General features: G+C 56.2%; 14 protein-coding genes and 3 pseudogenes. 10 read left to right on the top strand and 7 right to left on the bottom strand.

Annotated features, from left to right (window positions below; genetic code table 11):
* Positions 1-175: 175 nt before the first annotated feature.
* Positions 176-1,744: a hypothetical protein gene (locus AB4Z35_RS22655; protein WP_442099531.1), complete on the top strand. Its 1,569-nt coding sequence runs from the start codon at positions 176-178 to the stop codon at positions 1,742-1,744.
* 496 nt (positions 1,745-2,240) lie between these two features.
* Here AB4Z35_RS22655 and AB4Z35_RS22650 read toward each other — a convergent pair whose 3' ends face one another.
* Positions 2,241-3,581 carry a hypothetical protein gene (locus AB4Z35_RS22650; RefSeq protein WP_442099530.1) on the bottom strand — a complete coding sequence of 447 codons (1,341 nt, stop codon included), beginning with the start codon at positions 3,579-3,581 and terminating at the stop codon, positions 2,241-2,243.
* A gap of 328 nt (positions 3,582-3,909) precedes the next feature.
* Between AB4Z35_RS22650 and AB4Z35_RS22645 the strand changes: the two genes are divergently transcribed.
* Positions 3,910-4,317 carry a GNAT family N-acetyltransferase gene (locus AB4Z35_RS22645; protein WP_442099529.1) on the top strand — a complete coding sequence of 136 codons (408 nt, stop codon included), beginning with the start codon at positions 3,910-3,912 and terminating at the stop codon, positions 4,315-4,317.
* A 121-nt stretch (positions 4,318-4,438) separates the two neighbouring features.
* Here the strand turns inward: AB4Z35_RS22645 and AB4Z35_RS22640 are convergent, their stop codons facing one another.
* A complete protein-coding gene (locus AB4Z35_RS22640; protein ID WP_442099528.1) occupies positions 4,439-5,191 on the bottom strand; it encodes a DUF2971 domain-containing protein in 753 nt (250 codons plus the stop codon).
* A gap of 767 nt (positions 5,192-5,958) precedes the next feature.
* Between AB4Z35_RS22640 and AB4Z35_RS22635 the strand changes: the two genes are divergently transcribed.
* The 3 genes from AB4Z35_RS22635 to AB4Z35_RS22625 all read left to right on the top strand — a co-directional run bounded on the left by AB4Z35_RS22635 (position 5,959) and on the right by AB4Z35_RS22625 (position 11,668).
* The gene (locus AB4Z35_RS22635) at positions 5,959-6,984 is read left to right on the top strand and encodes a helix-turn-helix transcriptional regulator (protein ID WP_442099526.1); all 1,026 of its coding nucleotides are present in this window, start codon (positions 5,959-5,961) and stop codon (positions 6,982-6,984) included.
* Positions 6,985-7,126: 142 nt separating this feature from the next.
* Positions 7,127-8,455 (top strand): hypothetical protein, encoded by a 1,329-nt coding sequence (locus AB4Z35_RS22630; protein WP_442099524.1) that lies wholly within the window; start codon positions 7,127-7,129, stop codon positions 8,453-8,455.
* Positions 8,456-8,467: 12 nt separating this feature from the next.
* Complete coding sequence (locus AB4Z35_RS22625; RefSeq protein WP_442099523.1) at positions 8,468-11,668, top strand: hypothetical protein; 3,201 nt, start codon at positions 8,468-8,470, stop codon at positions 11,666-11,668.
* A gap of 41 nt (positions 11,669-11,709) precedes the next feature.
* Here the strand turns inward: AB4Z35_RS22625 and AB4Z35_RS22620 are convergent.
* The 4 genes and pseudogenes from AB4Z35_RS22620 to AB4Z35_RS22605 form a co-directional block, all read right to left on the bottom strand.
* Positions 11,710-11,814 (bottom strand): annotated as a pseudogene (locus tag AB4Z35_RS22620) (LysR family transcriptional regulator); the annotation flags it as partial.
* 367 nt (positions 11,815-12,181) lie between these two features.
* Complete coding sequence (locus AB4Z35_RS22615; protein ID WP_442099522.1) at positions 12,182-13,213, bottom strand: IS110 family transposase; 1,032 nt, start codon at positions 13,211-13,213, stop codon at positions 12,182-12,184.
* Positions 13,214-13,802: 589 nt separating this feature from the next.
* Positions 13,803-14,282: a hypothetical protein gene (locus tag AB4Z35_RS22610; protein WP_442099521.1), complete on the bottom strand. Its 480-nt coding sequence runs from the start codon at positions 14,280-14,282 to the stop codon at positions 13,803-13,805.
* 970 nt (positions 14,283-15,252) lie between these two features.
* Positions 15,253-16,197: a LysR substrate-binding domain-containing protein gene (locus AB4Z35_RS22605; protein WP_442099519.1), complete on the bottom strand. Its 945-nt coding sequence runs from the start codon at positions 16,195-16,197 to the stop codon at positions 15,253-15,255.
* A gap of 180 nt (positions 16,198-16,377) precedes the next feature.
* Here AB4Z35_RS22605 and AB4Z35_RS22600 point away from each other — a divergent pair, with 180 nt between their 5' ends.
* The 3 genes from AB4Z35_RS22600 to AB4Z35_RS22590 all read left to right on the top strand — a co-directional run bounded on the left by AB4Z35_RS22600 (position 16,378) and on the right by AB4Z35_RS22590 (position 19,922).
* Positions 16,378-17,607 carry a CaiB/BaiF CoA transferase family protein gene (locus AB4Z35_RS22600; protein ID WP_007993330.1) on the top strand — a complete coding sequence of 410 codons (1,230 nt, stop codon included), beginning with the start codon at positions 16,378-16,380 and terminating at the stop codon, positions 17,605-17,607.
* Positions 17,604-18,398: a methylmalonyl-CoA decarboxylase gene (gene scpB, locus AB4Z35_RS22595; RefSeq protein WP_007993331.1), complete on the top strand. Its 795-nt coding sequence runs from the start codon at positions 17,604-17,606 to the stop codon at positions 18,396-18,398. Before AB4Z35_RS22600 ends, scpB begins: the two co-directional genes overlap by 4 nt.
* Positions 18,399-18,569: 171 nt before the next feature.
* Positions 18,570-19,922: an SLC13 family permease gene (locus tag AB4Z35_RS22590; protein ID WP_442099517.1), complete on the top strand. Its 1,353-nt coding sequence runs from the start codon at positions 18,570-18,572 to the stop codon at positions 19,920-19,922.
* Positions 19,923-19,931: 9 nt separating this feature from the next.
* Here AB4Z35_RS22590 and AB4Z35_RS22585 read toward each other — a convergent pair.
* A pseudogene (locus tag AB4Z35_RS22585) lies at positions 19,932-20,112 on the bottom strand (hypothetical protein); the annotation flags it as partial.
* A gap of 289 nt (positions 20,113-20,401) precedes the next feature.
* On the opposite strand from AB4Z35_RS22585, the gene AB4Z35_RS22580 reads away from it, so the two are divergent.
* Complete coding sequence (locus AB4Z35_RS22580; protein WP_442099515.1) at positions 20,402-20,977, top strand: hypothetical protein; 576 nt, start codon at positions 20,402-20,404, stop codon at positions 20,975-20,977.
* A gap of 95 nt (positions 20,978-21,072) precedes the next feature.
* Positions 21,073-21,267: pseudogene (locus AB4Z35_RS22575) on the top strand (hypothetical protein); the annotation flags it as partial.

Genomic DNA, 21,267 nt, shown 5'->3' with positions numbered 1-21,267 from the left:
CTTCAAAACAGTGAATGCGTTTTCACACAGCCTGGACCCGAAGCGGTCATTGGCACAGGTACATCGGCTGGGCCATTGGCTCTGAGTCTGATCGCGATCTATATCGATTTTGATACTTAGTGAGAGGTTTTCAATTCCCTAGGATGGCGATCACTTCATCTTCGAGGAAATAACAATGCTGCCAACTACTCATCAACTGCCGACTTTCGGCTACCTGCACAAGGTCGTGTGCGATTGCCTTGGGCTTTGGAACAGCGAGAGTCAGGACGTCACCTTCCACGTATCCGCCACGGAGAAAGATCGGCGCATCGCACTTCGGCAGGCTTTCGAGGCAATCAAAAAAGACGACGGCGCTTATGGCTCGCTCAACGACCTGGTCGCAGCGACTGCCCAGTTCGCCCCGAAGGACGCACAGAAAGTAAAAAAAAGCAGAACAATCCACGCCTATGTCAATCATCTATCCAAAAACGACTTTGAATCCTTCGATGAGTACCTGGAGCTGAGCCAATACATCAAGACGTTGATCAGTGAGCGTTACGTCCAATGGGGCGTGTCCGAACTGGCTGTAGGTTTTTACGGATCGGCACTTGCGCACTACAGGGAGTTTGTAAGAGAGCATGCCTGCAGCGCGCAGAGTCAGGTGTATAGCTTTCAGTTCTTTCTCAGCCAAAACCTTCGCGTACTGGCGGCGGCGCTGGCCGACGCGCTGTCACCAGGCAATGCATGGCCAGATACCGAGCGGAATGAGCAGTGGCCTTTGAGAGGGTTCGCTGACGACGCTTGTCGGATCACCGGCATTTCGTTGCACAAACTTCACCAGTACCACGCGTTTCAACAAGAAAAACCGCTTGAAGAGCAGGCATGGAACCGAGACTTCACCTCCCAGCTGGTTAATACCCAGTCCAAACAGGTGATCGACCGACTGCGCAAGCACAGCCGGATGAAGTGGGAAACCTTTTATCCTACCCTCCAGCCACTGACCTACCACCTCCCGGAGGCCATCGGTGAAAAGGCATTCGCGATCAATGCATTTGCGGCCCTGATCGCTCACAACCTCAATGTTCATGTGGCTGACTGCGGGCCGTTCGCGCCTCCGGCGAAGGGCGGCCTACCGCCCGGCCCGGGTGAGCACAGCCATTCAATACCTAGCAGCGACCTGCTTGATCTGTTATTCAACGACTACCCCATCGGCCATGAAGCCTTTGCGCAACAGGCGCCCAGCCGCTTTCAAACCCTACTCGACCAAATTCGCGCCTTACCCGGCTCACTCAACGGCGTTTCCGACATTCCGGACAGCCTAGAACTAGCTTATAAAGGTGAACACAGGCGGTTCATCGAAGGGAACTGGCACGCAGCACTGATACACGGCCCCAACTGGCTGAATGAATGGGGACAGGCCCGGGAGGCCATGTTTGCCGGTGACGGCCTGCTAGCGCTCACGCACTTCAAAACGGCACTCGAACAGTCAAAATACGTGGCGGGGTCGTTATTCATCCCGTTTTATATCCAGGCGTGCGCGTTCTGCAAATCGCAGTATCGTCGGCTGTCAGAAAGAAACGAGGAGGAACTGTTCGAGCGGTTCTACGAACAGTTGGGCAGCGATGCCGCCCAATATGCCGGGCTGATGGGCTACACCCCACATTTCGTGCGAGACCCAGGCACTCTGATACCCAGCACCGTGCTACCTCTAAGGTTCAAGCTGATGATGAGTGAAATCGACGCGCTGGCAAGAACACTGGCGTAGCTCCTAGCCGGGGGTGGCGAACCCTTTTAGCCCGGTGGCGCCACCATGCAGCATCGCTGGGCTGAGCGGGATCACCGCACACGCTACAGAGCAAAAGCAGCCGAAGCGACCGGGCGCTTGGTCGACTGTCGTCGCTCACCATGGACGCTAGTCGACCCAAAGCGGACAGTCGCGACTGGCGGCTCTTAGCTGCGAGGCTGCCGTCCTTGCGTTCACGCTCATGACCCCGAGGCTGAGCTGGTTAGTCATCGTTATGGGCTAAAGGCGAACGACCTCTCTGCCTGAATTGTGATGCACCGTCGCGGGTCAGTTGAAGGGCCAGATAGGACTATCCCACTGCCTACTTCTGCGAGCCCGCTACGCCAAAATGACCCAAGAGCTAAGCTCTTAGGATGGCAAGACAGGTCTCGGGACAGTCAGCCATGTGCTTGGCCAGACAGTGGGATGCATGCTGCCCCAAGAGCGCGTCCTAGCCGAAAAAGCAGAAGCAAGGCAATCAAAAGTCTAGTCTATCCACCATCGCGGATTGTCGGTAGGAAGGTAGATACACCGATCCATAGAACTCAAAATGCTCAATGCCAAACGGAAGTAACTCATTTACAAAATGGTCTTTGATCCCCTTAATGCTCTCAATCCAATCCTCGACCTGTTGGTCCGTGTAGAGACTTTCCACGTCGACAGTCCTAGCCTTCAAAACGGCCTCCCTCAAAGCCCAAAGCCTCTCTATAGGGTCAGGATGCGTTCTAGAGGCGTTAAATGGCGGGTTGATATAATTTGAAATTGCATAAAATATATCAATGTACAGAAAGAAAAGCACCGCACCATTCAGTACGTCAGCACACTCTTCGTCATCATAATCCGCATGCAGAATTGAACCTGCGTCGGCTTCAAATTCCTGATGCTGTCTTGGTGTAAAATATTTTTCTGCACGACCAAGGCCATCACTAATCATCAGCAACTCGGAATGTGAGGTAAGGTTTGCGTCCTTACCAAAGTGACCAAGTAATGCGTGCGCATACTCATGGCCGATAACAAAATCTAGCTGGTCGCTCACAATTTTGGTGCAGTACCGCTTTACGCTATCTGGCAGATCCCCCCTGGGGTCGAGGTCAAAATCTTGGGTTTCGGTGAGCAGCATTGTTCGACAAGCGATAAAGAGACACGCGCTTGTATCCTCGGGAGCCAGGTGTTCCATTACACCCTTGAAATAAGCATTCATGTAAAACAGAAAATGCTTTAGCGCCTCAGAAACAACAACGATCTTGCCATGCTCGTTACTAATGCATACACCATGAGGCTCTCTGGACAAAGCGTACCCAGCCGCTATGCCTTGACAGATCTCCGCCATATCATCAGGTAGTCTGCTGATATAATGATCAAAGTCGTATGATTCGTAATACGAAGAGAGCGACCAATTCTGAACATTTTCCTCTCTCCTGCGCAAAAATACTCTGGTGAGCCTGGGGCAATCGGCGACGCTTTTGGCTCGCAAGGCCAGAAGATAATCCTCAGCGTTCGCGACGCATTCTATTCTCTGTATCTCTTCACGCGTACAAATAGGATAGTAAAATAAACTACTTCTCTCTAATCCCTCAATTTCTGATACTGGAAAGACTGCTGTTGTGTGTAGAATAAAATCTTCCCCAATATAAAGCTGCTTTGCTAGTCGTTCTCGCTCATCATGATTGTGAAGGCGGGCTTCATAGCCGTCTTTTATTGAGGAATATTTTTCCGAATCATCATCTTTGTATATTACTTCGAAGTGAATAAAATCTACGCTCTGATCGATCCCAAACACATCTTTTATGACGGCATCGATTTCATTTCCGAATTTCAATTTGTAAGCGCTCCTCTGCTTGCTTGGCGTATATTCCCTTGCCCTAGACTCGCTGATCAAAATCAGGCTGCCGCCCTATAAGATGCCAGAATACGCGCTGATAAAGTTGGGTGCCATATAAAAGTACAATGGCATTACCGCCAATGCCGCTGGGTATACCTCGGCCCTCTCCGAGCAGTTCCGTTTTCGCTGGATGAGGTCGTTGAAGTCCTCGTATTCGCGGCGGGCAGGACCGCTGAAACTACCTGTTTCGGGGGGGGGCAGTGGCTACTGCCAAGCACCCAAACTATTCTTTGGGATCGATTAGGAAGCTTGGACGGGAAGGAAATTGATCACTACATCCGAGATATCGGCCTCTGAGGATCTGCTGAACCCCTGCCTGCGTGAGCGTTTTGATCAGGGAAGGAACCCTAGGACGCAGACCTTCGTGGTTCTGCGAGACTGTGTGGAGATAGGGTTGCTCATCTATGAAAATTGGGGACCGCCAGCGGGCTTCATTTACGAGATTTTCGTGCTTAGCGAAGACAGGAGAGGCGGGGTCGGAGCTTGGGTGCTTGGGGAGGCTGAGCGTCTTGCAATTGACCTTGGCTGCACAAGCATCAAACTGACGGCCAGGTCCTTGGATCGAGACCAGTATACCGACGAAACCCTGATTAGCTGGTATGAGCGAAAAGGGTATGTTCGGTGCGATCCAGGAGGTTCAGATTTACGGAAGAGCCTTTGTACCCCTTTTTGATGTTGGTGCCGAAGGTTAGGCAATTCAGCGTTCAGACAATGCTATGGATCCTTTGCTGCTCTTCGTCGAGGGCAGCAACTATCCCTGTTCAAGGTGTCGCCCCTGCGATGTGCAATGGGTATCAAAGGACCGTACGAGCGTCAGGGACGATTTTGAAGGATTGGAATGCCAGTCTGGACTTAAAAACAGTGGCGTTGGGGAAGTGCTGTTTTACTCTTTGTCTCATCGGCCCCAGAGGCAGTTCGCATAGTGACCCGAGTATCACCTCCACCAGTTGGATGTCACCTTTGATCGGCCAGAAGTGAAGCGAACCTTCTGCGTAGGCGTCATTCAGGCACACGAAGCGGCGGTATTCCTCCTCATATCTCCATCCTTTGGATTTGGTGCACAGTAACCGTTGTTGCAGTTCCTCATTTAGGTTATCAAGCTTTCGCGTTGGGTTAAGCGCGGGGAGGATCCGATCATCTTGATAGCTGACCTGCTGAACCGTACTACGGTTAACGTCATAACCCAAACAGATCCCTGTGTGCTTTTGAGCGTAGTGACTCCACATCACCGGCTCTGACCAGTCTCCGGCGAAGCACAGCAAACCCGTCAGGGAGTGTGTTTTATCCTTCCAGCTCCTAACAACTTGGCGCGTTTTGTGTTCTTTGAAATTAGCGGCGAGCAGCTCGAAGGGATCGTTCAAGTCAGCAAAGCGAGATACCTTGATGCGCCCATTCTCTATGTTGCTGAGAGCGTGCTGGGCGCAGGTGAGGTTATACAGGCGAATCGCCGAAGGATGAGCTGGCGGAGAGCAGGCTATCGCGCTGCCCATATCTGATTTGTAGCCTGCTGCGATCCATTCGTTCCTCAGCGCTGGATTGATGGGCATGTTTCCTTTTCCTTCGCTATAACTGGCCTAGATACCTTAGTCCTAATTGAGGGGCTGCTTCTGGCCGTTTTCTGCCTGTTGGGAAGGGCAGAAGTCGACCCAATATAGATAGTCCGTTCCGTCTCCATTCCTGCTCAGCGCCTGCGGATGAGCGACATGTGCTGTCGCCCCCGCAAAGCAATCTTGCAACACAGAAGATTGCAGAAGGTCGCCATGCTCATGTCACTCCCTCTCACCCTTGTCTGTTCCGAATGCTCCTGGAAAACGACCGTCTTGCCTTGTTGTGATTCACGACCGACCGTTTTGCCGCCTCCCACGTGCTGCCCGGCTTGCCACGACCTGTCGCTCGGATACCGGGAGGCGACAAACAAAGAGGTGCTCAAGGCGCGTCTGGAAGAATTTCTGGCTCTGAACAGCGAGATAGGGCGCGACACACCTTGTCGCCCCACTGAAGACAATGACTGCAAATCAAGGAGCCTATTATGAAAAACCTGCTTGCAGTGATCGGATTATTTGTCGTTCTGCAGAAAGGCTATGCGTTCTATCGCGAATACAGCGATCTCAAACGCGATGCCCAGAGCCGCCGTGCCCCCGGTTGAAAGGCGCAGACAATTGCGTCCTTTTGAAAATCCACGCCCCACATGTTGAGACTTTAGTTTTATGGCACACACGGAAGATGGCACTGAGCCATCAAAACCCGTAGCATCGATGCTAAGTTGGCACCAGAATGGTGACCATCCGTTGAATAGGCTTTTAAGGTAGTTGCCATGTCTGAAGCGAAGGATACGCTGCTGCGGCTGTTCGCGTTGCTGCGCCTGATGCCCACCCAACCGCAGCGCATTGCTACATCGACGTTGCTGGAGAAGCTCCGGGACAAGGGTTTTTCCGTGACGCTGCGCTCCGTTCAGCGCGATCTGAACCGGTTGTCCATTCCCTTCTCGCTGCAGTGCGACGACAGTGAAATTCCCTTTCGCTGGAGTTTCACCCGCGACGCGCCGCTGAAGCTGGAAGACATGGACACCCCTACAGCGCTAGCGCTCTACCTCTCCGAACGACATCTGACCACACTGCTCCCGCAAGCTGTGCTGGACCAACTCGGCCCCCAATTCAGGCGCGCTCGAAACTTTCTGGGCGATCTGGGTAACAACGGCCTGGCGGATTGGGCAAAGCGGGTCCGAACGGTTCCCAATGGCAAAACCTTGATACCTGCCAGCATTGCACCGCAGGTCTGGAGTAAGGTTTCAACCGGCTTGCTGGAACGCCGAAAACTGGAAGTGGCGTACCAGAGCCGCAGCAAAAGCGAACTCAAGCAGTTCCGTCTACACCCCGCCGGGCTGGTGTCGCGACACGCCATCAGCTACCTCGTGGCGTCGGTGGACGGCTATGACGATCTTCGCCAGTTCGCCCTGCATCGCATTCGCGAGGTCAGGGTGCTGGATGAAGTGGCGGAGCTGCACGCCACGTTCGACGTCGACGACTACATCGACACAGGGATTTTCAACCATCGACAAGCCGATGCGCAGGTCGAACTGGTCGCCGACGTTCACCCGCAGATCGCCGCCCTGCTCAGTGAGACACCGCTGAGCAGCGTGCAGAGCCTCAGCGACCTCCCTGACCACAGCTGGAAACGCTTGCACGCTCAAGTGTCGCTAGACCGGGACACGCTTTGGTGGATTTTTGGGCTCAACGACAACATTCGGGTCCATGCGCCACAGGTCTGGGTCGATGAGATCAGCCAGAAGCTGAACAACTTGCGAACCCTCTATTGCGACGCCGTCTCAACAAGCACCTGATGCCCGACAGCGCGCCGATCAACCCTCTGTATCTAGATGATGCCAAGGAAGCTCCATGGACAACCAACGTAAAAAGGCATTGAACAGCTCAGTCAGCCTCTGCCCGATCTGGCCCACCCAGGCGTCGGAAAAGATTGGCCACATGCTGGGCGAAATCAATCACGCGAACGCCATCATCGACAAGATTGCCGGAACCGCGCAAAACAGCGCGATCAAAGGTGGGTTCGCCGCAGAGACATGGCACGCCGAATCATTCAACCTGGACGCGATCCTCAAGGACAAGGAAGTCCGCGCCTTCACTGACAACTTCACCAACACCCCGTTGGCGAAGAATCACACCACCCACGATATCGTGGTCATGAAGGGCGACGAGCAACTGCTCGGAGCGCAATTGAAATATTTCAAGAATGGCGATGCCACGCAGAAGGCATTCAGATCCACGAAAGACGGCATTCATCAGTATCAGGACAGTGATGCATTCATCGGGCCTGCAGATCAGATCGAACAGATCAAGGAAGCGGCCAAACGAGACATGCAGAGAAACCAGCAAACGCGGCCGGAAGTGGCCAATGCCGCCGAAAAGGTTCGCGAGAAGACGACGGGCAACCTCGATGTCGAGGGCGTTCAGTCAACGCCTCTGGGCAAACGGGACGCCGAGCATCTGGGCAGCGGCACCGAGGCAGGCAAGCAATTGCATGAAAAGATGCAGAACGGTTACCTGAACAAGGCCACCGTTCAACAAAGCCTTCACGCGGCAGGTTCGGCAGCTGTCATCACTACGGTGATCGCGGGCAGTATCAATACTTTCCAGTCGATCAAACAAGTCCGCGACGGCGAAATCACGGTGGAGCAAGCGACTTTCCAGATTCTCCAAAACACCGCAATCGCCGCCGGTGACAGCGCGCTGAAGGCAGGCATCGCGACTGCGACGGTCAGCATCACAGCACGCAACTTGCCTGCCCTGTTCGCGGGCTCGGCGTTCAAGTGCACCTTCGCCAACAATGGTGTGGCTGCTGCTGCGGTATGTGCCGTGGACGTGGTGCAGAACGTGGTGCTGTTTGCCGCGGGCAAGATCACAAGCGAAGAGCTGGAAACCCGAACGGGCCACAATTTACTGCAGACTGGTGCAGCTGTCGTCGGCAGCTCGGTGGGCGCTGCAGTGGGCGCTCTCGGTGGACCGATCGGTGCGCTGGTGGGCGGCATTATCGGCGGCCTGATCACCACGATGGCCATGAGCATCGCTATCGACAACCACATCGAGAAAAGTTTCCGGTTGACGCTGACCGCCACCGAACACGTGGTGGGTAACGCAATGATCATGCATGACTCGCTGGAATACCTGCAGATGTCGCAGTCGTTCTATGCCGAATTTCACAAGGGCCTGTACTTGTCCGAGCGCCACTTTGCTGGCCAGGTCAAGACCATGGCAGCCCAAAGCACACAGTTGAAGAACCTGATCGATAATCTTTAAGGCATATTTTCAATGAGCGAAACGGTCGAAGCAGCACCCCAGGAAATCTTCAATCAACCGCTGAACGCCTCGGAGCAGGAAGCGGTTGAGGCACTCGTTGCCCAGCACCAGAACAACGCAGCGCTGACCCAGCAACTGGCAGTGGATGCTTCACGGCTGGTCACGTGCAGCGAGGAACGCCTGAAACAACAAGCCGAGAGCGGATTCTTCAAGCGGTTTGCCGGTGCATTCAGCGGCAAGAATCGCCAGAACCAGTTGCAGAACCAGGTTGACGCGCTGCACATGCAGAAATTCGCATGGCACTACCTCAAGCAACTGCAGCAGCAGAACCTGATCAACGCCCAGAGTATTGCGGTGATACGCAACAACCTGGGCACGATGAACGAATACATCATCGAAACCCGTAATTTCGTCTTGGTGGCGGTCGACAAGATCAATCGCCGCCTGATCCGGGTTGAGAACAACACCAATTTTCACCAATGGTCGCTGAACATCGAAGCGAACAAACGTCGCTACAAATCGATGCCCAAGGGGCTGCTGGTGCTCAACCTGGCGTATGACTTCATGCGCAGCCACCCCGGCGTCATGCTGACCACGCAAGACATCAACCACCTGATCGTCACGCTGGAAAAGCTGGACGTGGACTGTGACGAAGAAGTCCAGCTGTTGAGTTTCATCATCGACCTGATCGATCAGATCGAAACCACCAGCATCGAACGCTACCGCTCGGTCATCGAGCTATCGTTCGAAGAGCACGTCGCCGATTCGTACTTCGTCCAGAAAAACATCTCGGGTTTGGCGTTCAACTCGCTGTATTACCTCTCCGACGAGTACGACCGCATCATCGACATGATCTCGGACGGCGAGGTCTGTGACAGCGACGAGAAGCGCGAGCGAATCATTTCCAGATTCTTTGGCAAGGCGTTTTCCGGCCTTTATACCCAGTACCGGATGCGCGACCTGATAGAGGAAATCATCGGCGGCAGCCTGCTGACTCTGGAGATTTACAAGGATCAGCACGGTCTTAACGCCTTGCCCGACGAACCCGCCGAAGATGCCCAAGCCGAGCCGGTTGCACTGGTGTCGTCGTTGCCGGACATCCACTCCCACACCTTCTTCGACACCACTGACGATCTTGACGCCCGACACAACTACCTGTTGCTGTTCGCTCTGTGCATCGAGAACTCGGCGTCATTGAACAGACAGGGCCGGGAGTTTCTCGAGTTGCTGGCGCACAAGGCCGGGTGCCCGCAGGCGCCAATTGAAATCGCAGTACTGGCGGACAACCCCCGCAAGGTTCAGGACTACTTGCCGATCCTGCAGGATCTGCTCAAAGGCGACGACAAGACCTACACCTGGCTGCTCGATGCGTTCTACCTGCTGACGCTGTGCCAGAAACAGATCGAAGGTCCTCATGTGCTGCGTATCCTGAACGCGCTCAAGCCCGCACAGTTCAAAGAAAACTTCGCCCGTGGGCTGGTGATCAGTACCGAACAGGATGAAGAGCACGTGCTTGCGGCTGCCGAGAAGTTGCAGCAGCAGACCAACGGCTGGAAAAACATCGTTCGCTACCGCGAGCTGCGTTTTGAGCAGACCTTCACCGAGGCTCGCGCCAGACTGCGCACGGTCGGTCATGAGGCCAGCAGTCTTTCGTTCGATCTGACGAAAGCGACCCTGAAAGCCTCTGATTATTCGTTCTTCATGGAAGCATGGGACGACTCGTTCCTGAGCAAAGTCAGCAGCAAAGTGGAGGGAACGGCTTACACTCTTGGCCGTGGTTCCTGCCTGTCCTCGCTGAACGAGATGCGCAAGAAAATCAGCGAGTTCATCTCCGGACATTCCAGCACGCTGAACCAGGGTAATCGCATGCTGGCGCGCTGGGGCCTGCCCACGATCTCCTTCAAGGACGAATCCGGCTATGCCGATTTCGAGCTGGACAACTCCGCAGCTAACGGAGACTGGTACGACCAGTTCAATCACTTCGAACGCCAGCTCGACGACACACTCAGTGCCTTTTCAAATGCCTGTGCGGACGTGGCCGAACAGCTCGCGCAATTCATGGAAGGTCGATTCGACGAGTCCGTGGTTGAGCGCAAAGCAAAGCAGCGTGCCGAGCGACTTCATCAGGAACAGCAGGAAAAGCTGGCCAAACAGTCGGTCGTCATCGAAAAAGATGACCGGGATCATTTGTTCAGCATCGAGTGGGGTCAGGTACAGCACCCTCCCTGCGACCCCGAGAAAATCCAGGACATCAAGACCGATGGCACCACGTGGTTGATCGTCGACCACGACAACCGGGTGTATCGCAGTCTGGATCGAGAGCACTGGCACAACGTGCGTCTCAGTGCCACCGATGACAGGCCCAGCATCTCCCGGTTGTATTTCGTGGGTGGACTGTGGATTGCCATAGTGGGCTACAACGAAGGGTTCTATTACTCGCGCGATGCGCAGAACTGGAAACAGACCCGCTTCCCGGATGCACAGGGCTGGGAGTTCACACGAACTGAAGAGGTCATCCGTTTCAACGGCTTGTGGTTATGGCGATTCAAGGAGCGCCAGGAGTACTCCTACGTCGAAAAAGGGCTGATTTTCGACTCGACGAAGACTGCCAGCTACGACAAGCTCGCCATCTTCTGCACCGCCGACCTCGACGGCCCATGGCAGCGCTGGGAAGAAAAACACAACTTCTCGGAGGGAATCGAAGTTGAAAGCATTCAGCCGCTGCCCGATGGAAGCAGCTTACTTGCATTCTGTAAGTACAACTGGGTATTCAAGTCACTGAAGAAAAAGAATAACGCGGCCTCGTTCGTCAGCTATTACATTGCCGGAAAAGGCTGGCGACCCTGCACCTGGGCGAGCGAAGACGACAGCTACGATGTACCGCTCATCACGCGTATGGGACAGACTGTGATGTGTTTTTACTCGGATCGTGTCATGACGTCCGACAAAGGGTATGAGTGGAAGCTTCAATCCAAAGACATCCGCATCAATGCCAGTGCCCATCTGCGAGATGTCAGCCTGTTTACGACACGCTGGGGGCGAGAGGCGCTCTACGTGAGCCAGACAGGAGAAACGTTTGCGGAACTGGTACTCGAAGAAGGCGATTGGAAGCACTTAGCGGCCAACGAGCAGGGCACGTTGAGTGTCTACTCGCCGAACAAGCATGAAACCTTCCTGCGAAGCGGCAACTACATCTGCCAGCCGAAAGCGTAGCGCGGATCGGGGGGCATCGCCGATGCCCTCTCTGCCATCAACTAGACGATCCAGTCGATGAACACCCGTATCTTGAAAGAGATGTGACGAGTGGGCGCGTAGGCCACGAACATCGACATCACCTCCAGTTGCGAGTCGTTGAAAAGCCTTGCCGGGCCGTCGCACAAACGATGGGCGGGCTTCTAAGGGACACCGCGAGTGATTATTCGCTTCTGGTCGAGCATTTTCGGATCTCAAGCGTCCGTATATGGACTCCTCCTCGTTGCAAGCTTCCTTCGCTTTGGCGCCCGTGCCGACTGCGCACGTATATTCGGCCTCTGACTTCGGCATCGACTCGATGCAGGGCCATGATGGGCTATTCGCGCGTCGACTCCCAATCGCTTCTACGTGCTTTACGCACCTAGACACTTGAGGGTTTTGCCAACGCCGGTTCGACCGGTTTGCCATCGTTCGGGTTGCTTCGCAATGTGGGTAGACGGTTTGTTTACTCGTGGGACTTGTCGGTTTGGTAGATCAGGCCGCAGCCCGATCCGGTTGGTAATCAGTGTCGTTGCGCAACATCGCCCAAGCCATGCGTGCGGTTTTGTTGGCCAGTGCGATAGCGGCCACATTGGGATGTGAGCGCTCGGCTAAGCGGACGACCCACTGGCTAAGTCGATCGTCTTTGGACTTGGCTGTGCGTAGTGCCGACCGCGCACCGTGGACCATCAACGTTCGCAGATAAGCATCCCCACGTTTGCTGATGCCAAGCAGTCGATCCTTGCCGCCAGAACTGTGTTGCTTTGGCGTCAGTCCTAGCGAGGCGGCCAACTGTCGGCCATTGGCAAACTGTCGGGCATCACCGATGGCAGCAATGAGTGCGGTGGCTATCATCGGGCCGACGCCGCGCAGTTGCTGTAAACGGATGGCAGTCGGCTCGCTTGCCGCGATAGCAGATATTTCGCTGTCGAGTTGGCCAACACGTTCATCCAATGCGCGAAGGTCGCCCCACAGGCCATCCAGTAAACGACGCAAGCGTACTGTCAAACCGTTATCCGCATCTTCTAGCCAGCAAGGTATTGCGCGACGCAGCATCAGTAATTCCTTCGGTGCAACGAGGCCGTACTCGGCGATCAGCCCACGAATCTGATTGGCTTTGGCCGTCCGCTGTTCGATTAGGCCGGCCCGGATGCGATGCGTCGCCTGGATATCCTGTTGCTCGATGGTCTTGATGGCGACGAAGCGCATGCTGGGGCGGCTCATCGCTTCACAGATTGCTTCGGCATCGTTGGCGTCGTTCTTGTTGCTCTTGACGTAAGGTTTGACGAACTGCGGCGCGATCAGCTTCACCCGAAATCCGCGTGCTTGTAGTTGCCGCGCCCAATGGTGTGCACCGCCACAACTTTCCATGCCGATCTCACAGCCGGGTTCGATCTTTTCCAGCACCGTTTGCAGCCAGCGATCGCGCGATAACCGCTGCCGCCAGACGGGTAGCTCATGACAATCCACGCCGTGGATCTGAAACACGTTCTTGGCCAGGTCGACCCCAATGCGCATAAGCTTCATGTGTGGACTCCTTCTCACCGTTGACTGTGGTTCGCACTTTCAGTCTGGCACTCAAGATGCCGAAGTGAGGAGGAGTCCATCCCATTGCTTTGGGTTTCTGCCTCTCACCACGGGCAGAAAACGGCCACGATCAGTCGCTCCATGCCAGCACGGGCAGGCGAGCCAGTGCCATGACTGGCTCTTTGATTCGACCCTGGTTCCCCAGGTCAATCCGAATGCCAGACTCCTGGTCTATCCCATTGAAAAAACTCATCTCGTTAAACCAGCCGATCGGCTGAGGGGCGATGCTCCAATGGGTCAGGTTGAAGTGTCTGCTCAACGCATGCCTTGGTCCTGATATTGATTTGTTGAACTCGTGCTGAAAGCACTCCTCTAACATAAACGTGGGAATATTTCCCGCGCATCGATACTGACTGGCTTTGAAGGATCGTGCGGAACCCGCAGTTGCTCGTTAAAGCTGCAGATTGATGACCGTGCCGGTTGGCTGGCCGCTCCAATGGGCGGCCGGGAACTCACTGGACATTGCGTTCGATACGGAGATGACGACGCAACTCCAATCGGAGGTTGGAACATGCAGCTCAAAAAATGTTTATTGGCTCTGGCAATTGGCGGGGTCCTGTCGGCATCGACTGTCCTGGTGCCCGATTACATCGGTGGTTTCTCCAGCGTGTATGCCAAAGATGGCGGCAGCGGCGGTGGTCATGGTGGCAGCGGCCATGGAGAGGGTGGCGATCATGGTGGCAGCGGCCATGGAGAGGGTGGCGATCATGGTGGCAGCGGCCATGGAGAGGGTGGCGATCATGGTGGCGGCGGCCATGGAGAGGGTGGCGATCATGGTGACGGCGGCCATGGAGAGGGTGGCGATCATGATGGCGGCGGCCATGGAGAGGGTGGCGATCATGGTGGCGGCGGCCATGGAGAGGGTGGCGATCATGGTGTAGCGGGCGATCATGATGCAGCGGGCGATCATGGTGCAGCAGGCGATCATGGTGCGGCAGGCGATCATGGTGCAGCAGGCGATCATGGTGCAGCGGGCGATCATGGTGCAGCAGGCCATGGCAATGCGCATGACAACGACGCAGACAACAATGGCGCAGATGCGGCCATGAACGACGCAGATGCAGCCCGGGACGCTGCCAAAGCTGATGCGGATGCAGTCCGGGATGCGGCAATAGCTACTGCAAATGCAACCAGGGAGGCCGCCAGAGCTCAGGCGGATACAGCCCGGGACGCTGCAAAAGCTGCTGGCGTAGCGGGCGCGGATGCAACCAGAGATGCTGCCAGGGCCGCTGCGGATGCAGCCAGGGACGCCGGCAAGGCAGACGCAGATGCAGCCAGAGTTGCTGCCAAAGCTGCTGCAGATGCAGCCCGGGACGCCAAAGTTTACGAAATATGCCAGAGAGTCTGGCAAAGTCCAGGCGAAAGATGCCAGAGAGGCTGGCAAAGTTGAGGCGAAAGATGCCCGAGAGGATGTGGCAGACGCCCGAGACGCCCCGGATATCGACGCGCCTGAGGTACACAAATAGGCTTGCACGTTCCGTAATGAACACTGCAGGCCTACCGGTAAAAAACGTCTCGCAAGCTTGAGGGGCGTATCACCAATGAGTCGCAAGCCCTTAAGCGTCGCGGGGTTTGCAACTTTCTTTCGAAATCTGTCGCACAGTCAGAAACACTGACGAGAATGGTGGCAGTGGGGGCGGAGCTGGGCGGGTAAGCAATTAATCCCAGTCGTTCACAATACCCGGAGCCCTCCCGTTTTTGTGGCGCAGGGTCGGGAAGCTGGACTCATCTGTCCACCGACCGCTTTTGGCCGATTCTGTTGAAAAAGTCGCCCATGGTTTGCGCAGCAGAAAAGTATGCTTCCGAGATTGAAATCTTTACTTTCGGCAGAGGTTTCCGGACTCAGATTTCACGTAGCAGTGTCCAAAAAAGGCCTTTTAACCAGTCAATGACCAGGCCGTTTGGGCGAACCGACTTTTTCAACAGAATTGGCCGATTACTGCCTGTCGCGAAGGGCTTCAACCGACCCTGGCAGCCCGTCAGTAGTCTTGGAGGTTCTTTCCTTTGACCTGTTCATCTGCCCAACCCGGCTGCCGCTCGAACTCCTCGAACAGCTCGAAAATGGTCGACTTGACCTTCTGCACGGCATTGCTCTCTACAACCGTGTCATGCCAGCACAGCGAAAGATCCCGCTTGAACAGTCGATGATCGATCCTGGCCAGCTTGAGCCTGTGTTGCACAAGCTCAACATGGGCCGCGGCCCACGGCAGGATCGTGACACCGAGCTGCGCCTTGACGGCTGAGAACAACAGGTCGGTGGAATTGGCTTCGAATTCAACCTCGCATTTCAGGCCGGCCTCCTGCAGTGCAAATTCGACCCGACTGCGAATGGTGTTCGGAGCACAGGGCAGTACCAGCGGCATCTTCGCCAATGCCTCAATCGACACCGGTTCATCCGATAAAGAAAATTCCGGCCACGCCACCAGGTACAGCGTTTCGGTTAACAGCCGCCGGAAAGCCATGCCCCGGGTTTCGACCACATCGACATTCACGGCCAGTGCCACTCGCCCTACCGTGATCATGCGTCCGAGTTCGGCGCTCGGAGAATCGATCAATTCCAACTTGATGCCCGGATAACGGCTGCGAATCGTGCGCGCGAGCGGAATTGCCAGCATACGCGCCGTACTCGACGGCATGCCGACCGAGACTTTGCCTTGCGGGAATTCGGCGTCCTGGCGCAGCAGTTCGTGGGTGCCGTCGGCCTGGCGCAGCAGTTCGATGGCATGCCGATAAAGCGTTTGCCCGGCCGCCGTGGGAACAACGCCATGCACGCTGCGCTCGAGCAGTTGCATGCCCATGTCCTGTTCCAGGTTGCGCATCTGCTGGCTGATGGCTGGCTGCGCGATATGCAGCGTTTCACTGGCGCGGGTGATGTTCCCGCACTCGACCACCTTGATGAAATACCGCAACTGGCGCAGGTCCATGCGTATCTCCTAATCCATAGGATTTTCCGATGAGTGTAGAGGAATATCATATTTGAAGGGTATGAGATACGGCGCCTAGACTCGTCTCACAACACGAAGCGCTAACGGTCGTCAAAGGCGAGTAGCGCTTCAAAGGCCTTGGCGCAATGGCCCGTATTCAACCCTTCAATGGAGAATCCCATGCAAGCTTTGCAAGGCGTGAAAATCGTCGACCTGAGTCGCGCACTGTCGGGGCCGTTCTGCACCATGGTGCTGGCAGACCTCGGTGCCGATGTGATCAAGATCGAGCCCGGCCCGACTGGCGATATGAGCCGCACCTGGGGCCCCTTCGACCGGGGCGTGAGCACCTACTATTTATCGTGTAACCGCAACAAGCGCGGCATGTGCATTGACTTGCGCAATCCCGAAGGGTTGACCACCATCCAGCAGCTGATCGATGACGCCGACGTCGTCATCGAGAACTTCAAGCCTGGCACGCTGGAAAGCATGGGCCTCGGTTATGAGGTGCTCAGCGCCCGCAATCCGCGACTGGTAATGGGCAGCATTAACGCCTTTGGCGCCGACGGGCCGATGAGCAGTTGGCCGGGCTTTGACCAGATCGCCCAAGGCTACTCGGGGCTGATGAGCCTGACCGGTTTCGTCGATGGCGACCCGACACGCACCGGCACCGCCATCGGCGATTTGACTTCGGGCATGTGGTTGGTGACAGCGGTGCTGGCCGCGCTGCTCGAGCGCGAGCGCACCGGGCGGGGCCAACATGTCAGCACGTCGCTGCTGGCCAGTCTGGTCGGGTTGCTGAGTGTGCACGGCCAACGCTACCTCAGCCTGGGGGATGTGCCGCGCCGCACCGGTAACGCCCATTCGGTGATTGCACCTTACGGCGTGTTCCAGACAAAGGATGGCCCGCTCAATCTGGCGCCGATCACCTCGCCCATGTGGGGGCGTTTGTGCGCACTGCTCGATTTGCCCGAGCTGCCGGACGATCCGCGCTTCGCCACCAATGAAGCGAGGGTCGAACGTCGTGATGAATTGAGAGAGATTCTGGAAAGTCGTTTGAAAACCCGCAGCAAACGCGAGTGGACCTCGCTGTTCGTCGACGCAGGATTACCCGCCGGCCCGATCAACACACTCGATGAGGTCTTCGACGACCCGCAGGTGCTRCACAGCCAACTGACCGAGACACTCACGCATCCGACACTTGGTGCACTGCGTCAGGTAGTGACCCCGGTGTTCTGCGACACTGACAGCGTTGTCAGCCGCCCACCGCCACTGCTTGGCGAACACACCGTCGAAGTATTGCGCGAAGCCGGTTTCGACACTGCATCAATCAATGCATTGCTCGCCGCGAAAATAGTGTTCCAGAACTCCGATGACATGACCGGCGCGCAATCGACAGGAGCCACACAATGAATCCAGCCTCTTCCACAACCGTGACCGTCAACCGGGTCGATGAACGCATCGCGCGGCTGGTCTTCAGCAACCCCACACAGCGCAATGCACTCAGCGCGCAGCTGCTGACGGCGCTCGACGAAAGTCTCGTCGCCCTGGCGTCACAACGCATCCCGGTGGTGATCCTCGGCAGCGAAGTCGGCCAATCCGTGTGGAGTGCCGGCCACGATATCCGCGAACTGCAACACGACCGCGACCCGATTGCCTATGGCAAACCGCTCGAACAGGTATTGCGCCGCATCCGCGCCTATCCCGGCGTGGTGATTGCCCTGGTGTCCGGCTCGGTGTGGGGCGGTGCGGTGGATCTGGTAATGAGCTGCGACATGGTCGTCGCGGACCGCAGCGCAAGCTTTGCCATGACTCCAGTGAACATTGGATTGCCGTACACCACCAGTGGATTGCTGCGCTTCTTCAACAACTTGCCGATTCATGTGTTGAAGGAGATGTTTTTCACTGCACAGAAGCTCGATGCGCAGCGGGCGGAACGGTTTGGTCTGGTCAATCGACTGGTCGACACTGATGTGCTGGAAGCGACCGCGCTGGAACTGGCACACGGCATCGCCAGCAAAGCACCGCTTGCCGTTGCGGCGGTCAAGGAACAGCTGCGTATCCTCGAAGACCTGCAACCGATTCCGGTGCAGGCGATGGAGCAGATTGCCGAACTGCGTCGACAAGCCTGCGAAAGTGCTGACTTTGGCGAAGGACTGGCAGCCTTTGCCGAGCGCCGGCCAGCAGCATTCAATGGCAATTAGTACGACAGAATTGAAAGCTTCTGTGTTTGTACGACCGGCTACGCAGGCAAGGCACGCATCCTCGTTTCGGCGCACGCCCGGCCCGACGTGAGTCGGTTGCTAAACATCCCGAAAAAATAACAACAAGGACGGTACCTGCGGGACCGTCCGAATGCGGGGAGTCAGATTGAAATGAATAATGAAATTCTGTCAATTTTAGTGCTGGTGGTCATTTTCGGCATCGCTAGCGTGTTGCCCATCAACATGGGCGCGCTGGCGTTCGCAGCGGCCTTTATCGTCGGTTCGGTGATAATGGACATGACATCGGCGACCATCTTCGCCGGCTTTCCCAGTGACCTGTTCCTGACTTTGGTCGGTGTCACGTATTTGTTCGGCATCGCCCAGAACAACGGCACCATCGACTGGCTGATCGAACGGGCAGTGTTGATGGTGCGTGGCCATGTCGCCTGGATACCCTGGGTGATGTTCGTGGTGGCGGCGCTGCTCACCGGTTTCGGTGCGCTGAGCCCTGCGGTGGCAGCGATCCTCGCGCCTATTGCTCTCAACTTCGCCGTGCAGTACCGCATCAACCCGGTGCTCATGGGACTGATGGTGATTCACGGCGCTCAAGGCGGCAGTTTCTCCCCTGTGAGTATTTTCGGTGGCATAACCAATCAGATCGTTGCGTCTTCCGGGCTGCCTTATGCACCGTTCACTCTGTTCATCGCCAGCCTGTTGTTCAACCTGGGGATTGCCATGGTGGTATTCGTAGTCTTCGGTGGTTTACGTAGCGCTCGTCTGTCATTGGCGGCGGTCCTGCCCGGTCCCGGGTTGCATGCTGCTGGTGCATCGCTGGCCATTCTTGGCCACGGCGGTACGCCGGCGTCCCCTGCTTATCATCGTACTGACCTGACGAGTGCCGGTGCGCCGCTACAGGCCCTCAGCGGCCTGGACGTGGCCAAGCTGTCGACGCTGGTCGGGCTGTTGGCCCTGGCGATCTCGGCATTAGTGTTCAAGTTCAATATCGGGTTGGTGGCCATGACGGTCGCGGTGGTCCTGGCCATGTTCGCGCCCAAGGCGCAGAAGGCAGCCATTGACAAGGTCAGCTGGTCGACTGTTCTGCTGATCACCGGGATCATCACTTACATCGGAGTGATGCAGACCATCGGTACCATCGACTATGTCGCCCATGGCATCTCCGGCTTGGGTGAACCGCTGCTGGTCGCTTTGCTGCTGTGCTTCACTGCCGCAATTATCTCGTCCTTCGCTTCGTCCACGGCATTGCTAGGGGTGATCATTCCCCTGGCCGTGCCATTCTTGAGCCAGGGCCACATCAGTGCGGTTGGCGTGGTCGCGGCTATCGCCATTTCCACCACTATCGTCGACACCAGCCCGTTCTCCACCAATGGTGCGCTGGTGGTTGCCAATACCCCCCCGCAGGAGCGAGATAAAGTGTTGCGCAGCCTGCTGATCTACAGCGCGGTGGTTGCCCTGGTGGGACCCTGTGTTGCCTGGTTGACCCTGGTGGTGCCCGGGGTGCTCTGAGCTATCGGGTCAGGCCCTGGTCAGCCTGACGGACTCAATTTTTCCGCCCCGCCCTGGATAATTCAGCACAAACCGGACATGCGCCTTCAACCCTGTAGCCAGGGGCGCATCGTCCGAGGTGAAGTAGGGGGCTGTGATTGTTCGGGACCTTCTGCATGTTCTGGTCTGCAGGCGTTGCCCCAACATACAAGGACCCAGCTTGCTGGAGATGCTCGTTAACGATGACGCGGGTGAACTGGATAAACACGGCGCACTTGAGTTCATCGCCAGCAGGCTGGCTCCTACAGTTTCCCGGGATTGCGTGAAGAACCAAAAATAAGGACATTCGCTCTGTAACACAATGAATATCAAGGTGGTTTTTAGGTTATTACTTTCTGCTCAGCCGCCGTTTGGCTAGATGTCTACTTCAGCGCCAAGGCCAGGCCGGGGTCCATGGCCGACTATAATTCAGTGTGGGGGGGACCGTCGGAGGTGGCGCTATGCGTATCTTCAAGCAACTCCTGCTCTTGGTCGCGGGGCTTCTGGCAAGCAACCTCTCGCTGGAGGCAATCAGCAGTGGCGGCCTCGGTCTAAATCCTCATCCGGCCGTTCTGGTCAGTGGGCAGCCACAGCAATGCGGGCAATTCCACAACTTCCACAGGGGCTCGTTTCATACGGGAAACCGGCATTTCGTGCCAATGCACAACCAGCACTTTGTGCCAATGCGCAACCGGCATTTCGTGCTAGTACACAACCAGCACTTCGTGCCATTGCAAACCCGGCATTTCGTGCCAATACACAACCAGCATTTCGTGCCAATGGACAACCGGCATTTCGTGCCAGTACTCAACCAGCACTTTGTGCCAATGGACAACCGGAATTTCGTGCCAGTACTCAACCAGCACTTTGTGCCAATGGACAACCGGCACTTCATACCGATCCACCGGGTGAACAGCATCGAGGTGATAAGAGGRCCCGGGTTCAGCGATCAGCCCATCGGTTCCAGGCACGTTCACTTTGTGCGTCAGTTCGATCCGCGGACGGGGCAGTTACTGATTCGGGAATTTGACCGGTGAAGCATGCCGCTCCAGAAAACTGAGCAGCAACAACTCACACCATCCGTTCCTGGCGCAATACCTCACCCATGGTCACTTCCTGAATACCTTGGCGCATGACCCGACCTCTTGCTGCAGGAAAAAAAGAGGCCGATCGGCCGAATGCCGATCAGTTAAGCGCTAATGCGATCTGTAGCAGCTGCCGAGCCCGCGAGGCTGCGTTCGGCTGCGAAGCAGTCGTAAAATCAGTCATTGCGGTACGTCAGGCAGGCCGCGTCAGCTGGACTCACGACTGCTATGCAGCCGAACGC

The organism is Pseudomonas sp. KB_15, from assembly GCF_052114525.1.
Classification (GTDB): Bacteria; Pseudomonadota; Gammaproteobacteria; order Pseudomonadales; family Pseudomonadaceae; genus Aquipseudomonas.
Note: the sequence above shows the minus strand (reverse complement) of the source record. Positions and strands in the feature narration are given on the sequence as shown.